The sequence below is a fragment of the Streptomyces sp. NBC_00989 genome (assembly GCF_045162655.1).
In the GTDB taxonomy this organism is placed as follows: Bacteria; Actinomycetota; Actinomycetes; order Streptomycetales; family Streptomycetaceae; genus Streptomyces.
Genome location: NZ_CP108728.1, coordinates 7588512 through 7604436, shown reverse-complemented (window position 1 = coordinate 7604436; position 15925 = coordinate 7588512). Strand labels below are relative to the sequence as shown.

16 protein-coding genes are annotated in these 15925 nt (G+C 69.6%); 9 read left to right on the top strand and 7 right to left on the bottom strand.

Annotated elements, in window-relative coordinates:
- Positions 1–9: 9 nt before the first annotated feature.
- A complete protein-coding gene (dusB, locus tag OG714_RS33945) occupies positions 10–1176 on the bottom strand; it encodes a tRNA dihydrouridine synthase DusB (protein ID WP_406126757.1) in 1167 nt (388 codons plus the stop codon).
- Between the two features lie 97 nt (positions 1177–1273).
- On the opposite strand from dusB, the gene OG714_RS33940 reads away from it, so the two are divergent.
- A complete protein-coding gene (locus OG714_RS33940) occupies positions 1274–2719 on the top strand; it encodes an MFS transporter (protein WP_406126755.1) in 1446 nt (481 codons plus the stop codon).
- A gap of 13 nt (positions 2720–2732) precedes the next feature.
- Here OG714_RS33940 and OG714_RS33935 read toward each other — a convergent pair whose 3' ends face one another.
- Complete coding sequence (locus OG714_RS33935; protein ID WP_406126753.1) at positions 2733–3641, bottom strand: helix-turn-helix transcriptional regulator; 909 nt, start codon at positions 3639–3641, stop codon at positions 2733–2735.
- Between the two features lie 101 nt (positions 3642–3742).
- Here OG714_RS33935 and OG714_RS33930 point away from each other — a divergent pair, with 101 nt between their 5' ends.
- The 3 genes from OG714_RS33930 (at position 3743) to OG714_RS33920 (ending at position 6737) form a co-directional block, all read left to right on the top strand.
- A complete protein-coding gene (locus tag OG714_RS33930; protein WP_406126752.1) occupies positions 3743–5170 on the top strand; it encodes an MFS transporter in 1428 nt (475 codons plus the stop codon).
- 122 nt (positions 5171–5292) lie between these two features.
- The gene (locus OG714_RS33925) at positions 5293–5499 is read left to right on the top strand and encodes a hypothetical protein (protein ID WP_406126750.1); all 207 of its coding nucleotides are present in this window, start codon (positions 5293–5295) and stop codon (positions 5497–5499) included.
- Between the two features lie 104 nt (positions 5500–5603).
- On the top strand, positions 5604–6737 hold the full coding sequence (locus OG714_RS33920; protein ID WP_406126749.1) for a serine hydrolase domain-containing protein: 1134 nt from the start codon (positions 5604–5606) through the stop codon (positions 6735–6737).
- Positions 6738–6740: 3 nt separating this feature from the next.
- Here OG714_RS33920 and OG714_RS33915 read toward each other — a convergent pair whose 3' ends face one another.
- Positions 6741–7325 carry a TetR family transcriptional regulator gene (locus OG714_RS33915; protein WP_406126747.1) on the bottom strand — a complete coding sequence of 195 codons (585 nt, stop codon included), beginning with the start codon at positions 7323–7325 and terminating at the stop codon, positions 6741–6743.
- A gap of 26 nt (positions 7326–7351) precedes the next feature.
- On the bottom strand, positions 7352–8362 hold the full coding sequence (locus OG714_RS33910) for an aldo/keto reductase (protein ID WP_406126745.1): 1011 nt from the start codon (positions 8360–8362) through the stop codon (positions 7352–7354).
- A 155-nt stretch (positions 8363–8517) separates the two neighbouring features.
- Between OG714_RS33910 and OG714_RS33905 the strand changes: the two genes are divergently transcribed.
- Positions 8518–9564: a chitinase gene (locus tag OG714_RS33905; RefSeq protein WP_406126744.1), complete on the top strand. Its 1047-nt coding sequence runs from the start codon at positions 8518–8520 to the stop codon at positions 9562–9564.
- A 74-nt stretch (positions 9565–9638) separates the two neighbouring features.
- Here the strand turns inward: OG714_RS33905 and OG714_RS33900 are convergent, their stop codons facing one another.
- The gene (locus OG714_RS33900) at positions 9639–11021 is read right to left on the bottom strand and encodes a glycine--tRNA ligase (RefSeq protein ID WP_406126742.1); all 1383 of its coding nucleotides are present in this window, start codon (positions 11019–11021) and stop codon (positions 9639–9641) included.
- 185 nt (positions 11022–11206) lie between these two features.
- Between OG714_RS33900 and OG714_RS33895 the strand changes: the two genes are divergently transcribed.
- Genes OG714_RS33895 through OG714_RS33880 form a run of 4 tightly spaced genes read left to right on the top strand, consistent with a single transcriptional unit; the run spans position 11207 to position 14337 of the window.
- Entirely contained in the window at positions 11207–12166 is a 960-nt protein-coding gene (locus tag OG714_RS33895; protein WP_406126740.1) for a metal ABC transporter substrate-binding protein, read from the top strand.
- Between the two features lie 7 nt (positions 12167–12173).
- Positions 12174–12965 carry a metal ABC transporter ATP-binding protein gene (locus OG714_RS33890; protein ID WP_406126739.1) on the top strand — a complete coding sequence of 264 codons (792 nt, stop codon included), beginning with the start codon at positions 12174–12176 and terminating at the stop codon, positions 12963–12965.
- On the top strand, positions 12965–13867 hold the full coding sequence (locus tag OG714_RS33885) for a metal ABC transporter permease (protein ID WP_406126737.1): 903 nt from the start codon (positions 12965–12967) through the stop codon (positions 13865–13867). Before OG714_RS33890 ends, OG714_RS33885 begins: the two co-directional genes overlap by 1 nt.
- A 59-nt stretch (positions 13868–13926) precedes the next feature.
- On the top strand, positions 13927–14337 hold the full coding sequence (locus tag OG714_RS33880) for a Fur family transcriptional regulator (RefSeq protein ID WP_033284652.1): 411 nt from the start codon (positions 13927–13929) through the stop codon (positions 14335–14337).
- Between the two features lie 85 nt (positions 14338–14422).
- Here OG714_RS33880 and OG714_RS33875 read toward each other — a convergent pair whose 3' ends face one another.
- Positions 14423–14965 (bottom strand): YcxB family protein, encoded by a 543-nt coding sequence (locus tag OG714_RS33875; protein ID WP_406126735.1) that lies wholly within the window; start codon positions 14963–14965, stop codon positions 14423–14425.
- Positions 14966–15028: 63 nt separating this feature from the next.
- Positions 15029–15871, bottom strand: a complete 843-nt coding sequence (locus tag OG714_RS33870; RefSeq protein WP_406126734.1) for an isoprenyl transferase — start codon at positions 15869–15871, stop codon at positions 15029–15031.
- Positions 15872–15925 lie beyond the last annotated feature (54 nt).

Sequence of the window (15925 nt, the reverse complement as noted above, 5' to 3'; positions counted from 1 at the left end):
GAAGGGCGTTCAGCCCCCGGACGTGTCCAGCTCCGCGTCCTCGCCGATCCCCGCGCAGTCGTACGGGTCCTTCAGCCAACCGTCCGGCAACACCACCCTGTTGTTGCCGGACGTACGGCCGCGGGGCCCGTCGGCGCCCACGGGCCAGGGCTGGTCGAGGTCCAACTCGTCCAGCCCGGCCCGGAGTTCCTCAAGCGATGACGTGATCGCGAGGCGCTTGCGCATCTCGCTCCCGACCGCGAAGCCCTTCAGGTACCAGGCGACGTGCTTACGGAAGTCGATGACCCCGCGCGCCTCGTCCCCGATCCACTCACCGAGCAGCGTCGCGTGCCGCACCATGACATCGGCGACCTCGCGCAACGACGGCTCCAGGACGTCCTGTTGACGCCCCTCGAACGCGGCCACGAGGTCGGCGAACAGCCACGGCCGCCCAAGGCACCCGCGCCCGACCACGACCCCGTCGCACCCGGTCTCCCGCACCATCCGCAGCGCGTCCTGCGCCGACCAGATGTCGCCGTTGCCGAGCACGGGGATCTCCGGCACATGCTCCTTCAGGCGCGCGATCGCGTCCCAGTCCGCCGTGCCGCCGTAGTGCTGGGCGGCCGTGCGCCCGTGCAGCGCGATGGACGTGACGCCCTCCTCGACCGCGATGCGGCCGGCGTCGAGGAAGGTGATGTGGTCGTCGTCGATGCCCTTGCGCATCTTCATGGTGACGGGCAGGTCACCGGCTCCGCTGACGGCCTCCTTCAGGATCGCCCGCAGCAGGTTGCGCTTGTACGGCAGCGCGGAGCCGCCGCCCTTGCGGGTGACCTTCGGTACGGGACAGCCGAAGTTGAGGTCGATGTGGTCGGCGAGCCCCTCCTCCGCGATCATGCGGACGGCCTTGCCGACGGTCGCCGGGTCCACGCCGTACAGCTGGATCGAACGCGGCTTCTCGGTCGCGTCGAAACGGATCAGCTGCATGGTCTTGTCGTTGCGCTCGACCAGCGCCCGCGTCGTGATCATCTCGCTGACGAACAGGCCCTTGCCGCCACTGAACTCCCTGCACAGGGTGCGGAAGGGCGCGTTGGTGATCCCGGCCATGGGGGCCAGGACGACGGGCGGCGAGACGGTGTGCGGACCGATCCGCAAGGGGGTCACAGTCGGGGACGCGGGCGGGGAGACGGGCGTGGACATTGCTCCATTGTCCCGCACCGCGTCAGGTGCTCGGCCGCAGGATCATGTATCGGTAATTAGTTAGCCGCACTATCGAGTTTGGCGTACGATGGTTCGCATGCCCGAGCTCAGCCACCGCCGCCGACAGCTGGTGCTCGCGATCTGCTGCATGAGTCTGCTGATCGTGAGCCTGGACGTGACCATCCTGAATGTCGCGCTGCCCGCGATGCAGACCGATCTCCACGCCTCGACCTCCGGTCTGCAGTGGACGATCGACGCGTACACCCTGGTCCTGGCCTCTCTGCTGATGCTGGCGGGCTCCACGGCCGACCGGATCGGCCGCAAACGCGTCTTCATCTCCGGCCTGGTGGTCTTCAGCCTCGGTTCCCTGCTCTGCTCCGTGGCGCCCGATCTGGACGCGCTGATCTGGTTCCGCATGATCCAGGCGGTCGGCGGCTCGATGCTCAACCCGGTCGCCATGTCGATCATCACCAACACCTTCACCGAGCCGCGCGAGCGCGCCCGGGCGATCGGTGTGTGGGGCGCGGTCGTCGGCATATCGATGGCCGCCGGTCCGCTGATCGGCGGGCTGCTCGTGGACTCGGTCGGCTGGCGCTCGATCTTCTGGATCAACCTGCCGGTGGGCCTGGCCGCGCTGCTGCTCACGCTGAAGTTCATCCCCGAGTCCCGCGCGCCCAAGGCCCGCCGTGCCGACCCGGTCGGCCAGCTCATGGTGATCGCCCTGTTCGGTTCGCTGACGTACGCGATCATCGAGGCGCCGGACTCCGGGTTCACCTCGGTCCTGCCCTTCGCGATCCTCGCGCTGGCCGCCCTCGCCGGTCTCCTCTGGTACGAGCCGCGACGCGACGAACCCCTCATCGACCTGCGCTTCTTCCGTTCGGCGCCGTTCAGTGGGGCGACGGTGATCGCCATCAGCGCGTTCTCGGCGCTGGGCGGCTTCCTGTTCCTGTCCACGCTGTATCTGCAGAACGTGGTGGGGCTGGACGCGCTGCACGCCGGCCTGTGGATGCTGCCGATGGCTGTTCCCACGTTCCTGTGCGCGCCGATCTCCGGGCGGCTGGTCGGCAGTCGGGGACCGCGCATATCCCTGCTGATCGCGGGGGCGGCGATGACGGCCAGTGCGGTGATGTTCGCCGGGTTCGAGGCGGAGACGTCCGGCGTCTCGCGGTTCATCGGGTACGCGCTGTTCGGGATCGGCTTCGGGTTCGTGAACGCGCCGATCACCAACACGGCGGTGTCCGGGATGCCGCGGGCTCAGGCGGGGGTTGCGGCGGCCGTGGCCTCCACAAGCCGGCAGTTGGGGCAGACGCTCGGGGTCGCGGTGGTCGGGGCGGTATTGGCTTCCGGGGTGACGGCGTCGTCGTACAAGGACACGTTCGTCTCCGCGGCTCGGCCCGGCTGGTGGATCCTCGTCGTGTGCGGGCTGGCCGTGCTGGTGCTGGGGGCGGTGACGAGTGGGGCTTGGGCTCGGCGGACCGCTGAGCGTACGGCTGACAAGTTGTCGTCTGTTGAAGTACGCGAGGCTGCCGGTATCAACGCCTAAAGACAAAAGGCACTTACCTCGCCTGCGCTATCGCGTGCAGCCGCTCCAGCCTCTCCCTCGACTCCTCGTCCGCGGGAGCGTACGTCACCATCCGTGGGCCCCTTGCCGCGCCCAGCCACAGGTCGGTGTGGTCGACCGTGATGCGGCCTACGTGGGTGTTGCGGAACTCCTTGCGGCGGGGGCTGGCGCCCATGACCTCGTGGCGGTCCCAGACCTCGCAGAACTCGGGGGACGTGCGCAGACGCTTGAGGAGTGTCTTCCAGGTGGGGTCGGCGAGGTGGCCCGCCATGGAGCCCCGGAAGCGGGCGGCCATGAGGCGTTGGGTCTTCTCCAGGTGCACGATCGACGACCGCCAGTCCTCGTGCGTGTAGGAGAGGATCATGCAGTTGCGGTCCTCGGGCGGCACCGTGTCCAGGTCGCACAGCAGCATTCCGTACGTCCGGTTGTAGGCGAGGATGTCGTACCGCGCGTTCTGCAGACAGGCCGGGATCGGGTCCAGCTGGTCCAGCATCTCCCGCAGGGCGGGCGTGACGACCGGGCAGACCGTCGCCGGCCGCGGGTCGGTCGCGTCGGCCAGCTGGAAGAGGTGGGCGCGCTCGCTCGGGTCGAGCAGCAGGGTGCGGGCCAACGCGTCCAGGACCTGTACGGAGACCTGGATGTCCCGGGCCTGTTCGAGCCACGTGTACCAGGTGACCCCGACCGCGGCGAGCTGCGCGACCTCCTCGCGGCGCAGGCCGGGCGTCCGGCGCCGGGTGCCGCGCGGCAGGCCGACCTGCTCGGGCGCGATGTGCTCCCGCCGGTGGCGCAGGAAGGCGGCCAGCTCATGACGCCGGACCGTGGACACGGTCTGCGGAGCGACCGCCACATCGGCCGGCGTCGCAGCCGCGGGCTCTGTCACCGTCTCCTGTGCCATCGTCGTCATCGCTCCAGTCTGCCGCTGTACGGAGCCTGTTTCCAGGTAGTCCTGCTACCAGGATAAGGACACTCTGGTACCAGTCTCGCGGAAGGCGCACGCTCGGCAGCGTGACCGAAACCATCGCTTCCCGCACCGTCAGGTCCCCGGCGGCGGCACCCGTGCTCAGCGGCCTCGGGCTGTTCACGGTGCTGCTGGCCGCGGCGCTGCCCCTCATCGACTTCTTCATCGTCAACGTGGCCCTGCCGACCATCGGCAAGGACCTCTCGGCGAGCGAGGCCGTCCTCGAACTCGTCGTCGCCGGCTACGGAGTCTCGTACGCCGTGCTGCTCGTCCTCGGCGGAAGGCTCGGCGACCTGTTCGGGCGCCGCCGGCTGTTCCTGGGCGGGATGGCCGCGTTCGGCGTCACCTCGCTCGCGTGCGGGCTCGCGCCGACCGCCTGGACACTGGTCGTCGCGCGGATCGCGCAGGGCGCGGCGTCCGCGGCGATGCTCCCGCAGGTCCTCGCCACCATCCAGTCCACGACCCAGGGCCCGCGCCGCGCCAAGGCGATGGGCCTGTACGGCGCGACCGCCGGCCTCGCCATGGTGGCCGGCCAGATCCTCGGCGGGGTCCTGGTCGCCGCGGACATCGCCGGTACCGGCTGGCGCGCTGTGTTCCTGGTGAACGTGCCGGTCGTCATCGTCGGTCTGTTCCTGGCCGCCAAGGTCGTACCGGAGACGCGTTCCCAGCACCCGGAGCCGGTGGACGTGCCCGGCACCTTCCTGCTCGGCGCGTCCCTGCTGGCGCTGCTGGTGCCGCTGACCGAGGGCCGGGCGGCGGGCTGGCCGCTGTGGACGTGGCTGTCGCTGGCCGCGTTCCCGGGGCTCGCGTCGGCGTTCTACGCGGTGGAGCGCAGGGCGGACCGGCAGGGCCGTACGCCGCTGGTGCCGCCGAGTCTGCTGGCGCTGACCTCGCTCCGGCGCGGGCTGGTGATGATCGTGCCGTTCGCGATCGGCTTCAGCGGGTTCATGTTCGTGATCGCGGTGGCGTTGCAGAGCGGCGCGGGTCTCGGCCCGGTCGCGGCGGGCCTCGCGCTCGTCCCGCTGGCGGTGACCTTCTTCCTCGCCTCGCTCGCCGGGCCGCGTCTGGTGGCCCGGTACGGCACACGGGTCGTGACGGCGGGTTCGGTCGTGCAGGCGGTGGGTCTGGGCCTGATCGTGCTGGCCGTGTGGCGCTCCTGGCCGCACCTCGGATTCGTCGAACTGCTGCCGGGCGCCGCGGTCGCCGGAGCCAGTCAGGCGCTCCAACTCCCCATCATCTTCCGCATCATCCTGTCCGAGGTGCCCGCCGCCCGTGCCGGTGTGGGCGCCGGCGTCATGGTCACCACCCAGCAGTCCGCGCTGGCACTGGGCGTGGCCACGCTCGGCACCCTCTTCCTGTCCCTGGTCCCGGGGATGGGCATGCAGGACGCCCTGGCGACAACGCTGTTGGTGCAGTTGGCCGGGGTCGTGCTGACCGGCCTGCTCAGCCTGCGGCTGCCGCGCACGATCGGATGACATACCGGACGACATGCCGCACGGCACTCGGGATGTCATGTTCACAGCTTGGACAACTCGCCGTGAATTGAGCCCTGTTGATGTTGGTCTTGCTGCACACTCTGTGACGGAGGCGAGACATCATGCTGGAGATCAACACGAGCAAGGTGAGCCGCTGGGACCAGCACGGGCGCGAGCACGTCGTCCGGGTGCTGCGCACCGGCGCCAGGCGCACGATCAGCTGCGAGACGTGCGGCTGGAAGAAGAACGCGCAGTTCCTGCCCTGGCTGAAGGCGGAGGAGCATCTGGCCGAGGAGCACCAGGCGACGGTGGACCCGTCGGCGGCCTAGGCGGCGCGACGCGGGTCACCGATGAGTTTCCGTCGCCGCTCGGGTCGTATCTCTCGTAGGCACGCCTACGACTGCGACCGCGACCGGCACCGGAAGGCCCACCGATGAGTGAACCGCGCGAGACCCTGATCCGCTATGTCAGGGACGGGACGGTGCCGGGCGCCGTGGGTCTCGTGGCCCGTGGCGCCGACGTCGAGGTGGTGACCGTCGGCGCGGTGGACGCCGAGGGCTCGGCCCCGATGGCCCGGGACTCGATCTTCCGGATCGCGTCGATCACCAAGCCGATCATGGCGGCGGCGCTGCTGACACTGGTGGACGAGGGCCGCATCGGGCTCGACGACCCGGTGGCCGAGTGGCTCCCGGAGCTGGCGAAGCCGGTGGTGGTCCGCACACCCGCGAGTCCCGTCGACGACGTCGTACCGGCCGACCGCCCGATAACCGTGGAGGACCTGCTCAGTTTCCGTGCCGGGTGGGGTCTGCCCGACGACTTCGGGCTGCCCGCCGCGCAGGCCCTGTTCGCGGTGCAGGACCACAGCCACCCCTTCGGGGACTGGCCGGACCCGGACACCTGGCTGGGCCTGCTGGCCCAGGTGCCGATGCTGCACCAGCCGGGCGAGGCCTGGCTGTACGGCACCTCGGCCGCCCTCCAGGGCATCCTGGCCGCCCGGGTGTCGGGCCGCTCCCTCCCCGACTTCCTGGCGGAGCGGATCTTCGAGCCGCTGGGCATGCGGGACACCGGGTTCGAGGTGCCGGAGTCGAAGCGGCACCGCTTCACCTCGTCCTACGCCCCGGCCGAGGACGGCACCCTGCGTCTGACGGACACCCCGGACGGCGACTACAGCCGCCTGCCGCGCTTCCCCTCGGGCGGCGGCGGCCTGGTCTCCACGGCGGACGACTGGCTGGCGTTCGCCCGCATGCTCCTGGCCGGCGGCGGGGAACTCCTCACCCCCACCTCGGTGAGCCGCATGACCACGAACCACCTCTCGGCCGCCCAGCGCGAGGCCGCGCCCCTCTTCCTGGAGGGCCAGGGCTGGGGCTACGGCGGCCAGGTCGACGTCGCCCCGATCGACCCGTGGAACGTCCCCGGCCGCTACGGCTGGGTCGGCGGCACCGGCACCACGGCCCACATCGTCCCGCCCACCGGCACGGTCACGGTCCTGCTGACCCAGGTCGCCATGACGGGCCCGACCCCGACGAAGGTGATGCGGGACTTCTGGCGGTGCACGGCGAGCAGCTGATCCTCAGCCGCGCAGCCCGCGCAGCAACAACTCCACCAGCGCCTCGAACTCGGCCTCCACGCCCGGCTTCCGCCACTCCCGCGCATAGGCGGGATCGTGGAAACGGCCGGTGGCCTGGAAGACGGCGCGGGCGGCGACGGCCGAATCGGGGACGGTGAAGACACCGCTCCCGACGCCGGCCCGGACGATCGCGGTGAGCTGCCCGGTCAGTTCGTCGATGTGCTCGCCGACGGCCTCGCCCGCCTCCTCGGCGAGGACCGAGTACGTGGCGAAGAGTTCGGGATCGCCGCCCGCCTTGAGCCGCTTGGCGTCGAACAGCCCCGCCAGCCAGTCCCGCACCCGGGCCTCCGGATCGCGGTCCTCCGTCACGAAACGGGACAGCGCCTGCGAAGTCCGGTCCAGCCAGCGCTTGGTGACCGCCTCCCGCAGCGCCGCCTTGGTGCGGAAGTGCCGGTAGACGGTGCCATGGCTGACGCCGAGCGCGCGGGCCACGTCCACCACGGTGGCCTTCGCCGGGCCGTGGCGGCGCAGCACCTCCTCGGTCGCTTCGAGGATGCGCTCGGCGGTCAGGGTCTCGCTCGCTGCCATGACGAAGACCGTACCCGCAGGACGGATCAGCGCTCGCTGTCGAGGTGCGCCATCATCGCCGACGGGTAGCGGTCACCGAGGGCCGAGTCCGCCGGTACGGCCGCCTCGATCGCGGCCAGGTCCGCCGCGTCCAGTACGACGTCCAGGGCGCCCAGCGACTCCGTGAGGCGCCCCCGGGTCCGCGCGCCGACCAGCGGCACGATGTCCTCGCCCCGCGACAGCACCCAGGCGATGGCGAGCTGGGCGACGGAGACGCCCTTCTGCTCGGCGAGCTTCCGCAACTGCTCGACCAGGGTGAGGTTGTGCTGGAGGTTCTCGCCCTGGAAGCGCGGCGAGTGCGCCCGGAAGTCGCTCGCCCCGAGCTGCCGCTCGGGCGTGAAGTGCCCGGAGATCAGCCCTCGGGACAGCACGCCGTACGCCGTGACGGAGATGCCCAGCTCACGGGTGACCGGCAGGATCCGGTCCTCGATGCCGCGCGTGATCAGCGCGTACTCCAGCTGCACATCCGCGATCGGCGCGGTCGCGGCGGCCCGCCGGATCGTGTCGGCGCCGACCTCGCTGAGCCCGATGTGCCGTACGTAGCCCTGCTCGACCAGCTCGGCGATCGCGCCGACCGTCTCCTCGATCGGTACGCCGGGGTCGACCCGGGCGATCCGGTACACGTCGATGTGGTCGACGCCGAGGCGCTGGAGGGAGTACGCGGCGAAGTTCTTCACGGCGGCGGGCCTCCCGTCGTAACCGCTCCAGCCGCCCTGCGGATCGCGCAGGGCCCCGAACTTCACGCTGGTGAGCGCCTGTTCGCGACGGGCGGCCGGGGCGGCGCGCAGGGCCTCGCCGATCAGCATCTCGTTGTGGCCCATGGCGTAGAAGTCGCCGGTGTCGAGGAGCGTGACGCCCGCTTCGAGGGCGGCGTGGATGGTGGCGATGGACTCGGCCCGGTCCGCGTCGCCGTACAACGCGGACATGCCCATGCAGCCGAGGCCGAGGGCGGAGACCTGGGGGCCGGTGGTTCCGAGAGTGCGTGTGGGGATCGTCATGCGTTCCAGCTTGGCATGACAGATGACAGATTTCAATATCTGTCATTCCATACTTGTCAGCACGGTCGGCCGGTACGGACCTCTTGACGAAAGGTCTGGACCACGCGCACTGTCATGCCTACGACACCTCACCGCACCCCCACCGGGAGGCCCGTATGCTTCGCCGTGCCCTGCGCCTGCTCGCCGCCGCCCTGACGACGGCCTGCCTCGCCCAACTCCCCATCGCCGCAACGGCGTCCGCGGCCGACACCTGCGCCGTGAAGTCCCGCCCGGCCGGCAAGGTCCTCCAGGGCTACTGGGAGAACTGGGACGGCTCCTCCAACGGCGTCCATCCGCCCTTCGGCTGGACCCCGATCACCAACTCCGCGATCGCCACCCACGGTTACAACGTGATCAACGCGGCCTTCCCGGTCATCCGCTCCGACGGAACGGCCCTGTGGGAGGACGGCATGGACGCGGGCGTGAAGGTGGCCACACCGGCCGAGATGTGCGCGGCGAAGGCCTCCGGCCAGACGATCCTGATGTCGATCGGCGGCGCGGCCGCGGGCATCGACCTCAGCTCGACCACCGTGGCCGACAAGTTCGTCTCGACGATCGTGCCGATCCTGAAGAAGTACAACTTCGACGGCATCGACATCGACATAGAGACGGGCCTGGTCGGCAGCGGAAACATCGGCCAACTCTCCACGTCCCAGGCCAACTTGATCCGCATCATCGACGGCATCCTCGCCCAGATGCCGGCCGGCTTCGGCCTGACGATGGCCCCGGAGACCGCGTACGTCACCGGCGGCAGCATCACGTACGGCTCGATCTGGGGCGCGTATCTCCCGATCGTGAAGAAGTACGCGGACAACGGCCGCCTGTGGTGGCTCAACATGCAGTACTACAACGGCAGCATGTACGGCTGCTCCGGCGACTCGTACTCCGCCGGCACGGTCGCGGGCTTCACCGCCCAGACCGACTGCCTCAACAAGGGCCTGGTCGTGCAGGGTACGACGATCAAGGTCCCGTACGACAAGCAAGTACCGGGCCTGCCCGCCCAGTCGGGCGCGGGCGGCGGCTACATGTCACCGTCCCTGGTCTCCCAGGCGTGGCGCCACTACGGCACCTCGCTCAAGGGCCTGATGACCTGGTCGATCAACTGGGACGGCTCGAAGAACTGGACGTTCGGCGACAACGTGAAGTCGTTGCAGGGCCGTTGAGACCCCATGCGTGAAAAGACTGCGGGCGGGCTGATCAACTCAGCCCGCCCGCAGTCCGGTTCAGAACTCAGCCCCTAGGCGCCGATCAGGCGGCCCGCGAGGTAGCCCTCGATCTGGTCCAGGGAGATGCGCTCCTGCTTCATGGAGTCGCGCTCGCGAACCGTCACCGCGTTGTCCTCAAGCGTGTCGAAGTCGACCGTCACGCAGTACGGCGTACCGATCTCGTCCTGGCGCCGGTAACGGCGGCCGATCGCACCCGCGTCGTCGAACTCGATGTTCCAGTTCTGACGGAGCGCGGCGGCGAGGCCCTTGGCCTTCGGGGACAGCTCGGGGTTGCGGGACAGCGGGAGCACCGCGACCTTCACCGGGGCGAGCCGGTGGTCGAGGCGCAGCACCGTGCGCTTCTCCAACTTGCCCTTGGCGTTGGGCGCTTCGTCCTCGACGTAGGCGTCGAGCAGGAACGCCAGCATCGCGCGGCCGACACCGGCGGCGGGCTCGATGACGTACGGCGTCCAGCGCTCCTGGGCCTCCTGGTCGAAGAAGGAGAGGTCCTGGCCGGAGGCCTTGGAGTGGGCGTTCAGGTCGAAGTCGGTGCGGTTGGCGACGCCTTCCAGCTCGCCCCACTCGTTGCCGCCGAACTGGAAGCGGTACTCGATGTCAGCGGTGCGCTTGGAGTAGTGGGAGAGCTTCTCCTTGGGGTGGTCGTACCACCGCATGTTCTCCTCGCGCATGCCCAGGCCGGTGTACCAGTTCCAGCGCTGCTCCATCCAGTACTCCTGCCACTTCTCGTCCTCGCCCGGCTTGACGAAGAACTCCATCTCCATCTGCTCGAACTCGCGGGTCCGGAAGATGAAGTTGCCGGGCGTGATCTCGTTGCGGAAGGACTTGCCCATCTGCGCGATGCCGAACGGCGGCTTGCGGCGCGAAGTGGTCTGCACCTGGGCGAAGTTGGTGAAGATGCCCTGGGCGGTCTCGGGGCGCAGGTAGGCGACGGAGCCGGTGTCCTGCGTCGGGCCCAGGTGGGTGGAGAGCAGGCCGGAGAACTCCTTGGGCTCGGTGAACTGGCCCTTGTTGCCGCAGTTGGGGCAGTTGATGTCGGCGAGACCCTTCTCGGGGGCGCGGCCGTGCTTGGCCTCGTACGCCTCCTCCAGGTGGTCCGCGCGGAACCGCTTGTGGCACGCGGTGCACTCGGTCAACGGGTCCGAGAAGGTGGCGACATGGCCGGAAGCGACCCAGACCTCGGGGGCCAGGATCACGGACGAGTCGATACCGACCACGTCCTCGCGCGACGTCACCATGTAGCGCCACCACTGGCGCTTCAGGTTCTCCTTGAGCTCGACACCCAAGGGCCCGTAGTCCCAAGCGGCGCGCTGGCCGCCGTAGATCTCACTACTGGGGAATACGAAGCCACGGCGCTTGCTCAGGCTGACGATGGTGTCGATCTTGTCGGCGGCCACGATGCTCTCTTCATGACGAATGGACGGTAAGGAGGGGCGGCGCGAAGCGCCTCGGTGAGGGGTGGCGGTCGGGAGACGGGCGGGCGAATGACTTAGGTTACCGGCGCGGCCTACCCCCGTATCAAATCGGTTCCTCACCCGGCGCTTGTTGACAACGGTTTCCATGTCAGTTGAAAATGACTGTCATGAACGTACGACGACGCCACATATCCGGGATCGCCATCGCCGCGGCCACCGCCCTCGGTCTCGGGACCCTCTCCGCCTGCTCCACCGACACCGCGGCCGCGGCCAACACGGACAAGTTCGACGTCGTCGCGGCGTTCTACCCGCTCCAGTACCTCGCCGAGCAGATCGGCGGCAGCCACGTCCACGTCACCAGCCTGACGAAGCCCGGCCAGGAACCGCACGACCTGGAGATCAGCGCGCAGCAGACGGCCGCGCTCGGGGAGTCCGACGCGGTGCTCTACCTCAAGAACCTCCAGCCCGCCGTCGACGACGCGGTGAGCCAGTCCGAGGTCAAGACGAAGATCGACGCGGCCTCCCTGACCACGGAGGAGAAGCACGGCAACGAGGTCGGCGGCCACGCGGCCTCGCACGACACCTCGAAGAACGACGAGCTGGCCGGCCTCGACCCCCACATCTGGCTCGACCCGGTGCGCTACGCCCAGGTCGCCGAGGGCGTCGGCAAGGCCTTCGAGAAGGCCGACCCGAAGAACGCGGCCGACTACAAGACGCGCACCGCGGCCCTGGTCAAGAAGCTGGACGCGCTCAACACCGAGTTCAGGACGGGCCTCGCGAACACCAGGACCAAGGTGTTCATCACCACGCACGCCGCCTTCGGCTACCTCGCCGAGCGCTACGGCCTCACCGAGGAGGCCATCAACGGCCTCGACCCCGAGTCGGAGCCCAGTGCCGAGCGCGTGAAGGACCTTGAGAAGATGGCGAAGGCCGACGGCGTCACCACGGTGTTCTACGAGACGCTCGTCAGCGACAAGACCGCGAAGACCATCGCCGCGGACGCGAACCTGAAGACGGACGTCCTCGACCCGATCGAGGGCATCACCAAGAAGTCCCGCGGCAAGGACTACTTCTCGGTCCAGCAGGCCAACCTCAAGGCGCTTCAGACGGCCCTGGGAACCAAGTGATCTACAAGTGACCTACAGCAGTCCGGAGGACACAGTGGGCGAGCCCGTCATATCGCTGCGTGGAGTCCGCGCAGAGCTGGGCTCGCGCCCCGTCCTGCGCGGCATCGACCTCACCGTGCGGCGCGGTGAGGTCGTCGCGCTGCTCGGCGCCAACGGCTCCGGCAAGTCGACCGCGATCCGCGCGATCATCGGCCAAGTCCCGCTCAGCGGGGGCGAGATCGAGCTGTTCGGCACCCCGCGCCGCGCCTTCAGGGACTGGCGGCGCGTGGGCTACGTACCGCAGCGCACGACGGCCGGGGGCGGGGTGCCCGCCACGGTCACCGAGATCGTCGCGTCCGGCCGCCTCTCCCGCGCCCGCTTCGGCCTGCTGCGCAAGGCGGACCACGAGGCCGTACGGCACGCCCTGGAGCTGGTCGGGATGGAGGACCGCGCCAAGGACTCGGTCGACGCGCTCTCCGGCGGCCAGCACCAGCGCGTGCTGATCGCCCGCGCGCTCGCCGCCGAACCCGAACTCCTCATCATGGACGAGCCGATGGCGGGCGTCGACCTGGCCAGCCAGAAGGTGCTGGCGGACACCCTGACCCGCCAAGTCGCCGAAGGCACAACGGTGTTGCTCGTCCTGCACGAACTCGGCCCGCTGGAGCCCCTGATCGACCGCGCGGTCGTCCTGCGCGACGGCTGCGTCCAGCACGACGGCCCGCCACCGCGCGCGCTCGGCCAGCACGCGCTGCCCGGCCACGACCACGTACACCCGCACTCGGCGGACGCCGAACCGATCCGCACGGGACTGCTGAGCTGATGGACATCCTCGACTACGCCTTCATGCAGCGGGCGCTCATCGCCGCCGTCCTCGTCGGCATCACCGCCCCCGCGATCGGCATCTACCTCGTCCAGCGCCGCCAGCCCCTCATGGGCGACGGCATCGGCCACGTCGCGATGACCGGCGTGGGCCTCGGCTTCCTGCTGAACGCCTCCCCGGTCTGGATGGCCACCGCCGTCTCCGTCCTCGGCTCGGTCCTGATGGAACTGATCCGCTGGTACGGCAAGACCCGCGGCGACATCGCCCTCGCGATGCTCTTCTACGGCGGTATGGCGGGCGGTGTGATGTTCGTCAACCTCGCGCCGGGCGGCTCGAACGCCAACCTGAGCTCGTATCTCTTCGGCTCGCTCTCCACGGTCTCGCAGTCCGACGTGACGGCGATCGGCATCCTGGCGGCCTTCGTGATCGTGGTCACCCTGGGTCTGCGGCGGCAGCTGTTCGCCGTGAACCACGACGAGGAGTTCGCGCGGGTCACCGGACTGCCCGTGCGTGCCCTGAACCTGCTGACGGCGGTCACCGCGGCCGTCACGGTCACCGTCGCGATGCGGGTCGTGGGCCTGATCCTGGTGTCCGCGCTGATGGTGGTGCCGGTCGCCGCCGCACAGCAGCTCACCCGCAGTTTCGGGGCGACGCTGGCGATCGCGGGCGTGATCGGCGTGACCGTGACGGTCAGCGGCACCGTCACCTCGTACTACCAGGACGTCCCGCCCGGCGCGACGATCGTGCTCCTGACGATCGCCGCGTTCATCGCCCTCACCGCGCTGGCGACTCCGCTGGCGAGGCGCCGGGCCCGGGCCGCGGCCGCCGCGCGACCGGCCGGGGACCCGGTGGAGTGCGCGATTCCAGCCACCCGGGGGGCCGCCGACGAGGTCGGCGTCTGACCACGCACAGTCCGGGCTGGCACAATGGCTCGGCAAAGTGCAGACGTGAGGAGGCAACGGTGACGACGGCCGGCCCGCCCGTTAAGGGACGATCCACCCGCCAGCGTGCCGCCGTGTCGGCGGCACTCAACGAGGTCGACGAGTTCCGCAGCGCCCAGGAACTCCACGACATGCTCAAGCACAAGGGTGACTCGGTGGGCCTGACCACGGTCTACCGCACCCTCCAGAACCTCGCCGACGCCGGTGAGGTCGACGTCCTGCGCACGGACGAGGGCGAATCCGTGTACCGCCGCTGCTCCACGGGCGATCACCATCACCACCTGGTGTGCCGGGTGTGCGGCAAGGCGGTGGAGGTGGAAGGGCCCGCGGTGGAGAAGTGGGCGGAGGCGATCGCGGCGGAGCACGGGTACGTCAATGTGGCGCACACTGTCGAGATCTTCGGCACTTGTGCGGAGTGCTCCGCCGGCTGAGCGGATAGCGTGCGGGCCCGGTGGGGGCTGGGCGCGCCCACGCGGCGGAGCCGCATATCGATACAGCCCCGCCCCCCTACGGGGCTCAGACGCGGGGCAGTTTGGTGTTCAGCAGGGCGCGCAGGCGGTCCACGTCCTGTGGTGCGGTGGCTCCCTGCTTGACGATGACCATCGCGCAGGCTCCGATGCGGTCGGGGCTGCGCAGCACGAAGCAGTGGTCCGTCTCGGCGTAACTGCCGTAATTGGCCCAGGACATGCGCGAGTCGATGTGCGTGCTGACCATCCGCACGCCCTCCTCGGCGACGGTCACCCGCATCACGCCGTGGTGCTGGTTGGCCCGCAGCAGTTGGCGGGCGGTCATGCCGGGCACCCGGAGCATCAGCAGCGGCCAGGCGATGAGCGCCATGCCGAAGGCGAAGCCGATGCCGTCGCCGCCCGCCAGGCCCGCGGTCAGCAGGAGCACGCCCAGCACCATCACGACCGCGAGGAAGGCGGGGTGGTGGGTGAACCCGGCCCGGCCGCGCTTGCGGAACAGCAGCCGGACGGCCTCGGTCATGTCCTCCAGCCGGAGTTGGTACTCCAGCACCACTTCGCTCACGTGTTGCCCGACGCGCTGTCCCTGCTCCATCACGGCCCCTCCCCGTTGTGCGGTGACGAGCCGTGATAGTAACGCCCGAATCCGACGAGGGTGTTACTCGTTTCCCCGCATCGCCTGTTCCATCGCGAGCAGCTTCTCGTTCGGCACCGCGCCGCCGAACCGCCGGTCCCGCTGGGCGAATTCGACGCAGGCACGCCACAGGTCACGCCGGTCGAAGTCCGGCCACAGCACGTCCTGGAAGACCATCTCGGCGTAAGCGCTCTGCCAGAGAAGGAAGTTGGAGGTGCGCTGCTCGCCGCTGGGGCGCAGGAACAGGTCCACGTCCGGCATGTCCGGGTAGTACAGATACTTCGCGAGGGTCTTCTCGTTGACCTTGGACGGGTCGAGCCTGCCGGCCTTCACGTCCTCCGCCAACGCCCGCGCCGCGTCGCCGATTTCGGCCTGGCCGCCGTAGTTCATGCAGAAGTACAGCGTGAGCGCGTCGTTGTTCTTGGTCTGCTCCTGCGCGATCTGGAGCTCCTTGGCGACCGACCGCCACAGCTTGGGCATACGGCCCACCCACCGCACCCGGATGCCGAGTTCGTCGAGGGTGTCGCGGGTCTTGCGGATGAAGTCGCGGTTGAAGTTCATGAGGAAGCGGACCTCGTCGGGCGACCGCTTCCAGTTCTCGGTGGAGAAGGCGTACAGCGAGATCGCGCCGACGCCCATCTCGACGCCACCCTGAAGCACGTCCAACACCCGCTCGGCGCCGACCTTGTGGCCCTCGGTGCGCGGCAGCCCCCGCTCCTTCGCCCACCGCCCGTTCCCGTCCATGACGATCGCCACGTGCTTCGGAATCAGCTCACCGGGCAGCTTCGGTGCGGTGGCCCCCGACGGGTGCGGCTCCGGCGCCGTGTACTCGCGCCGCTGGCGCCCCAGGATCCCGCGTACGGCCATGTGCTTCTCGTCTCCTCTTTCTACGACTTGCTACGACTTGCTACGCCAACTCAC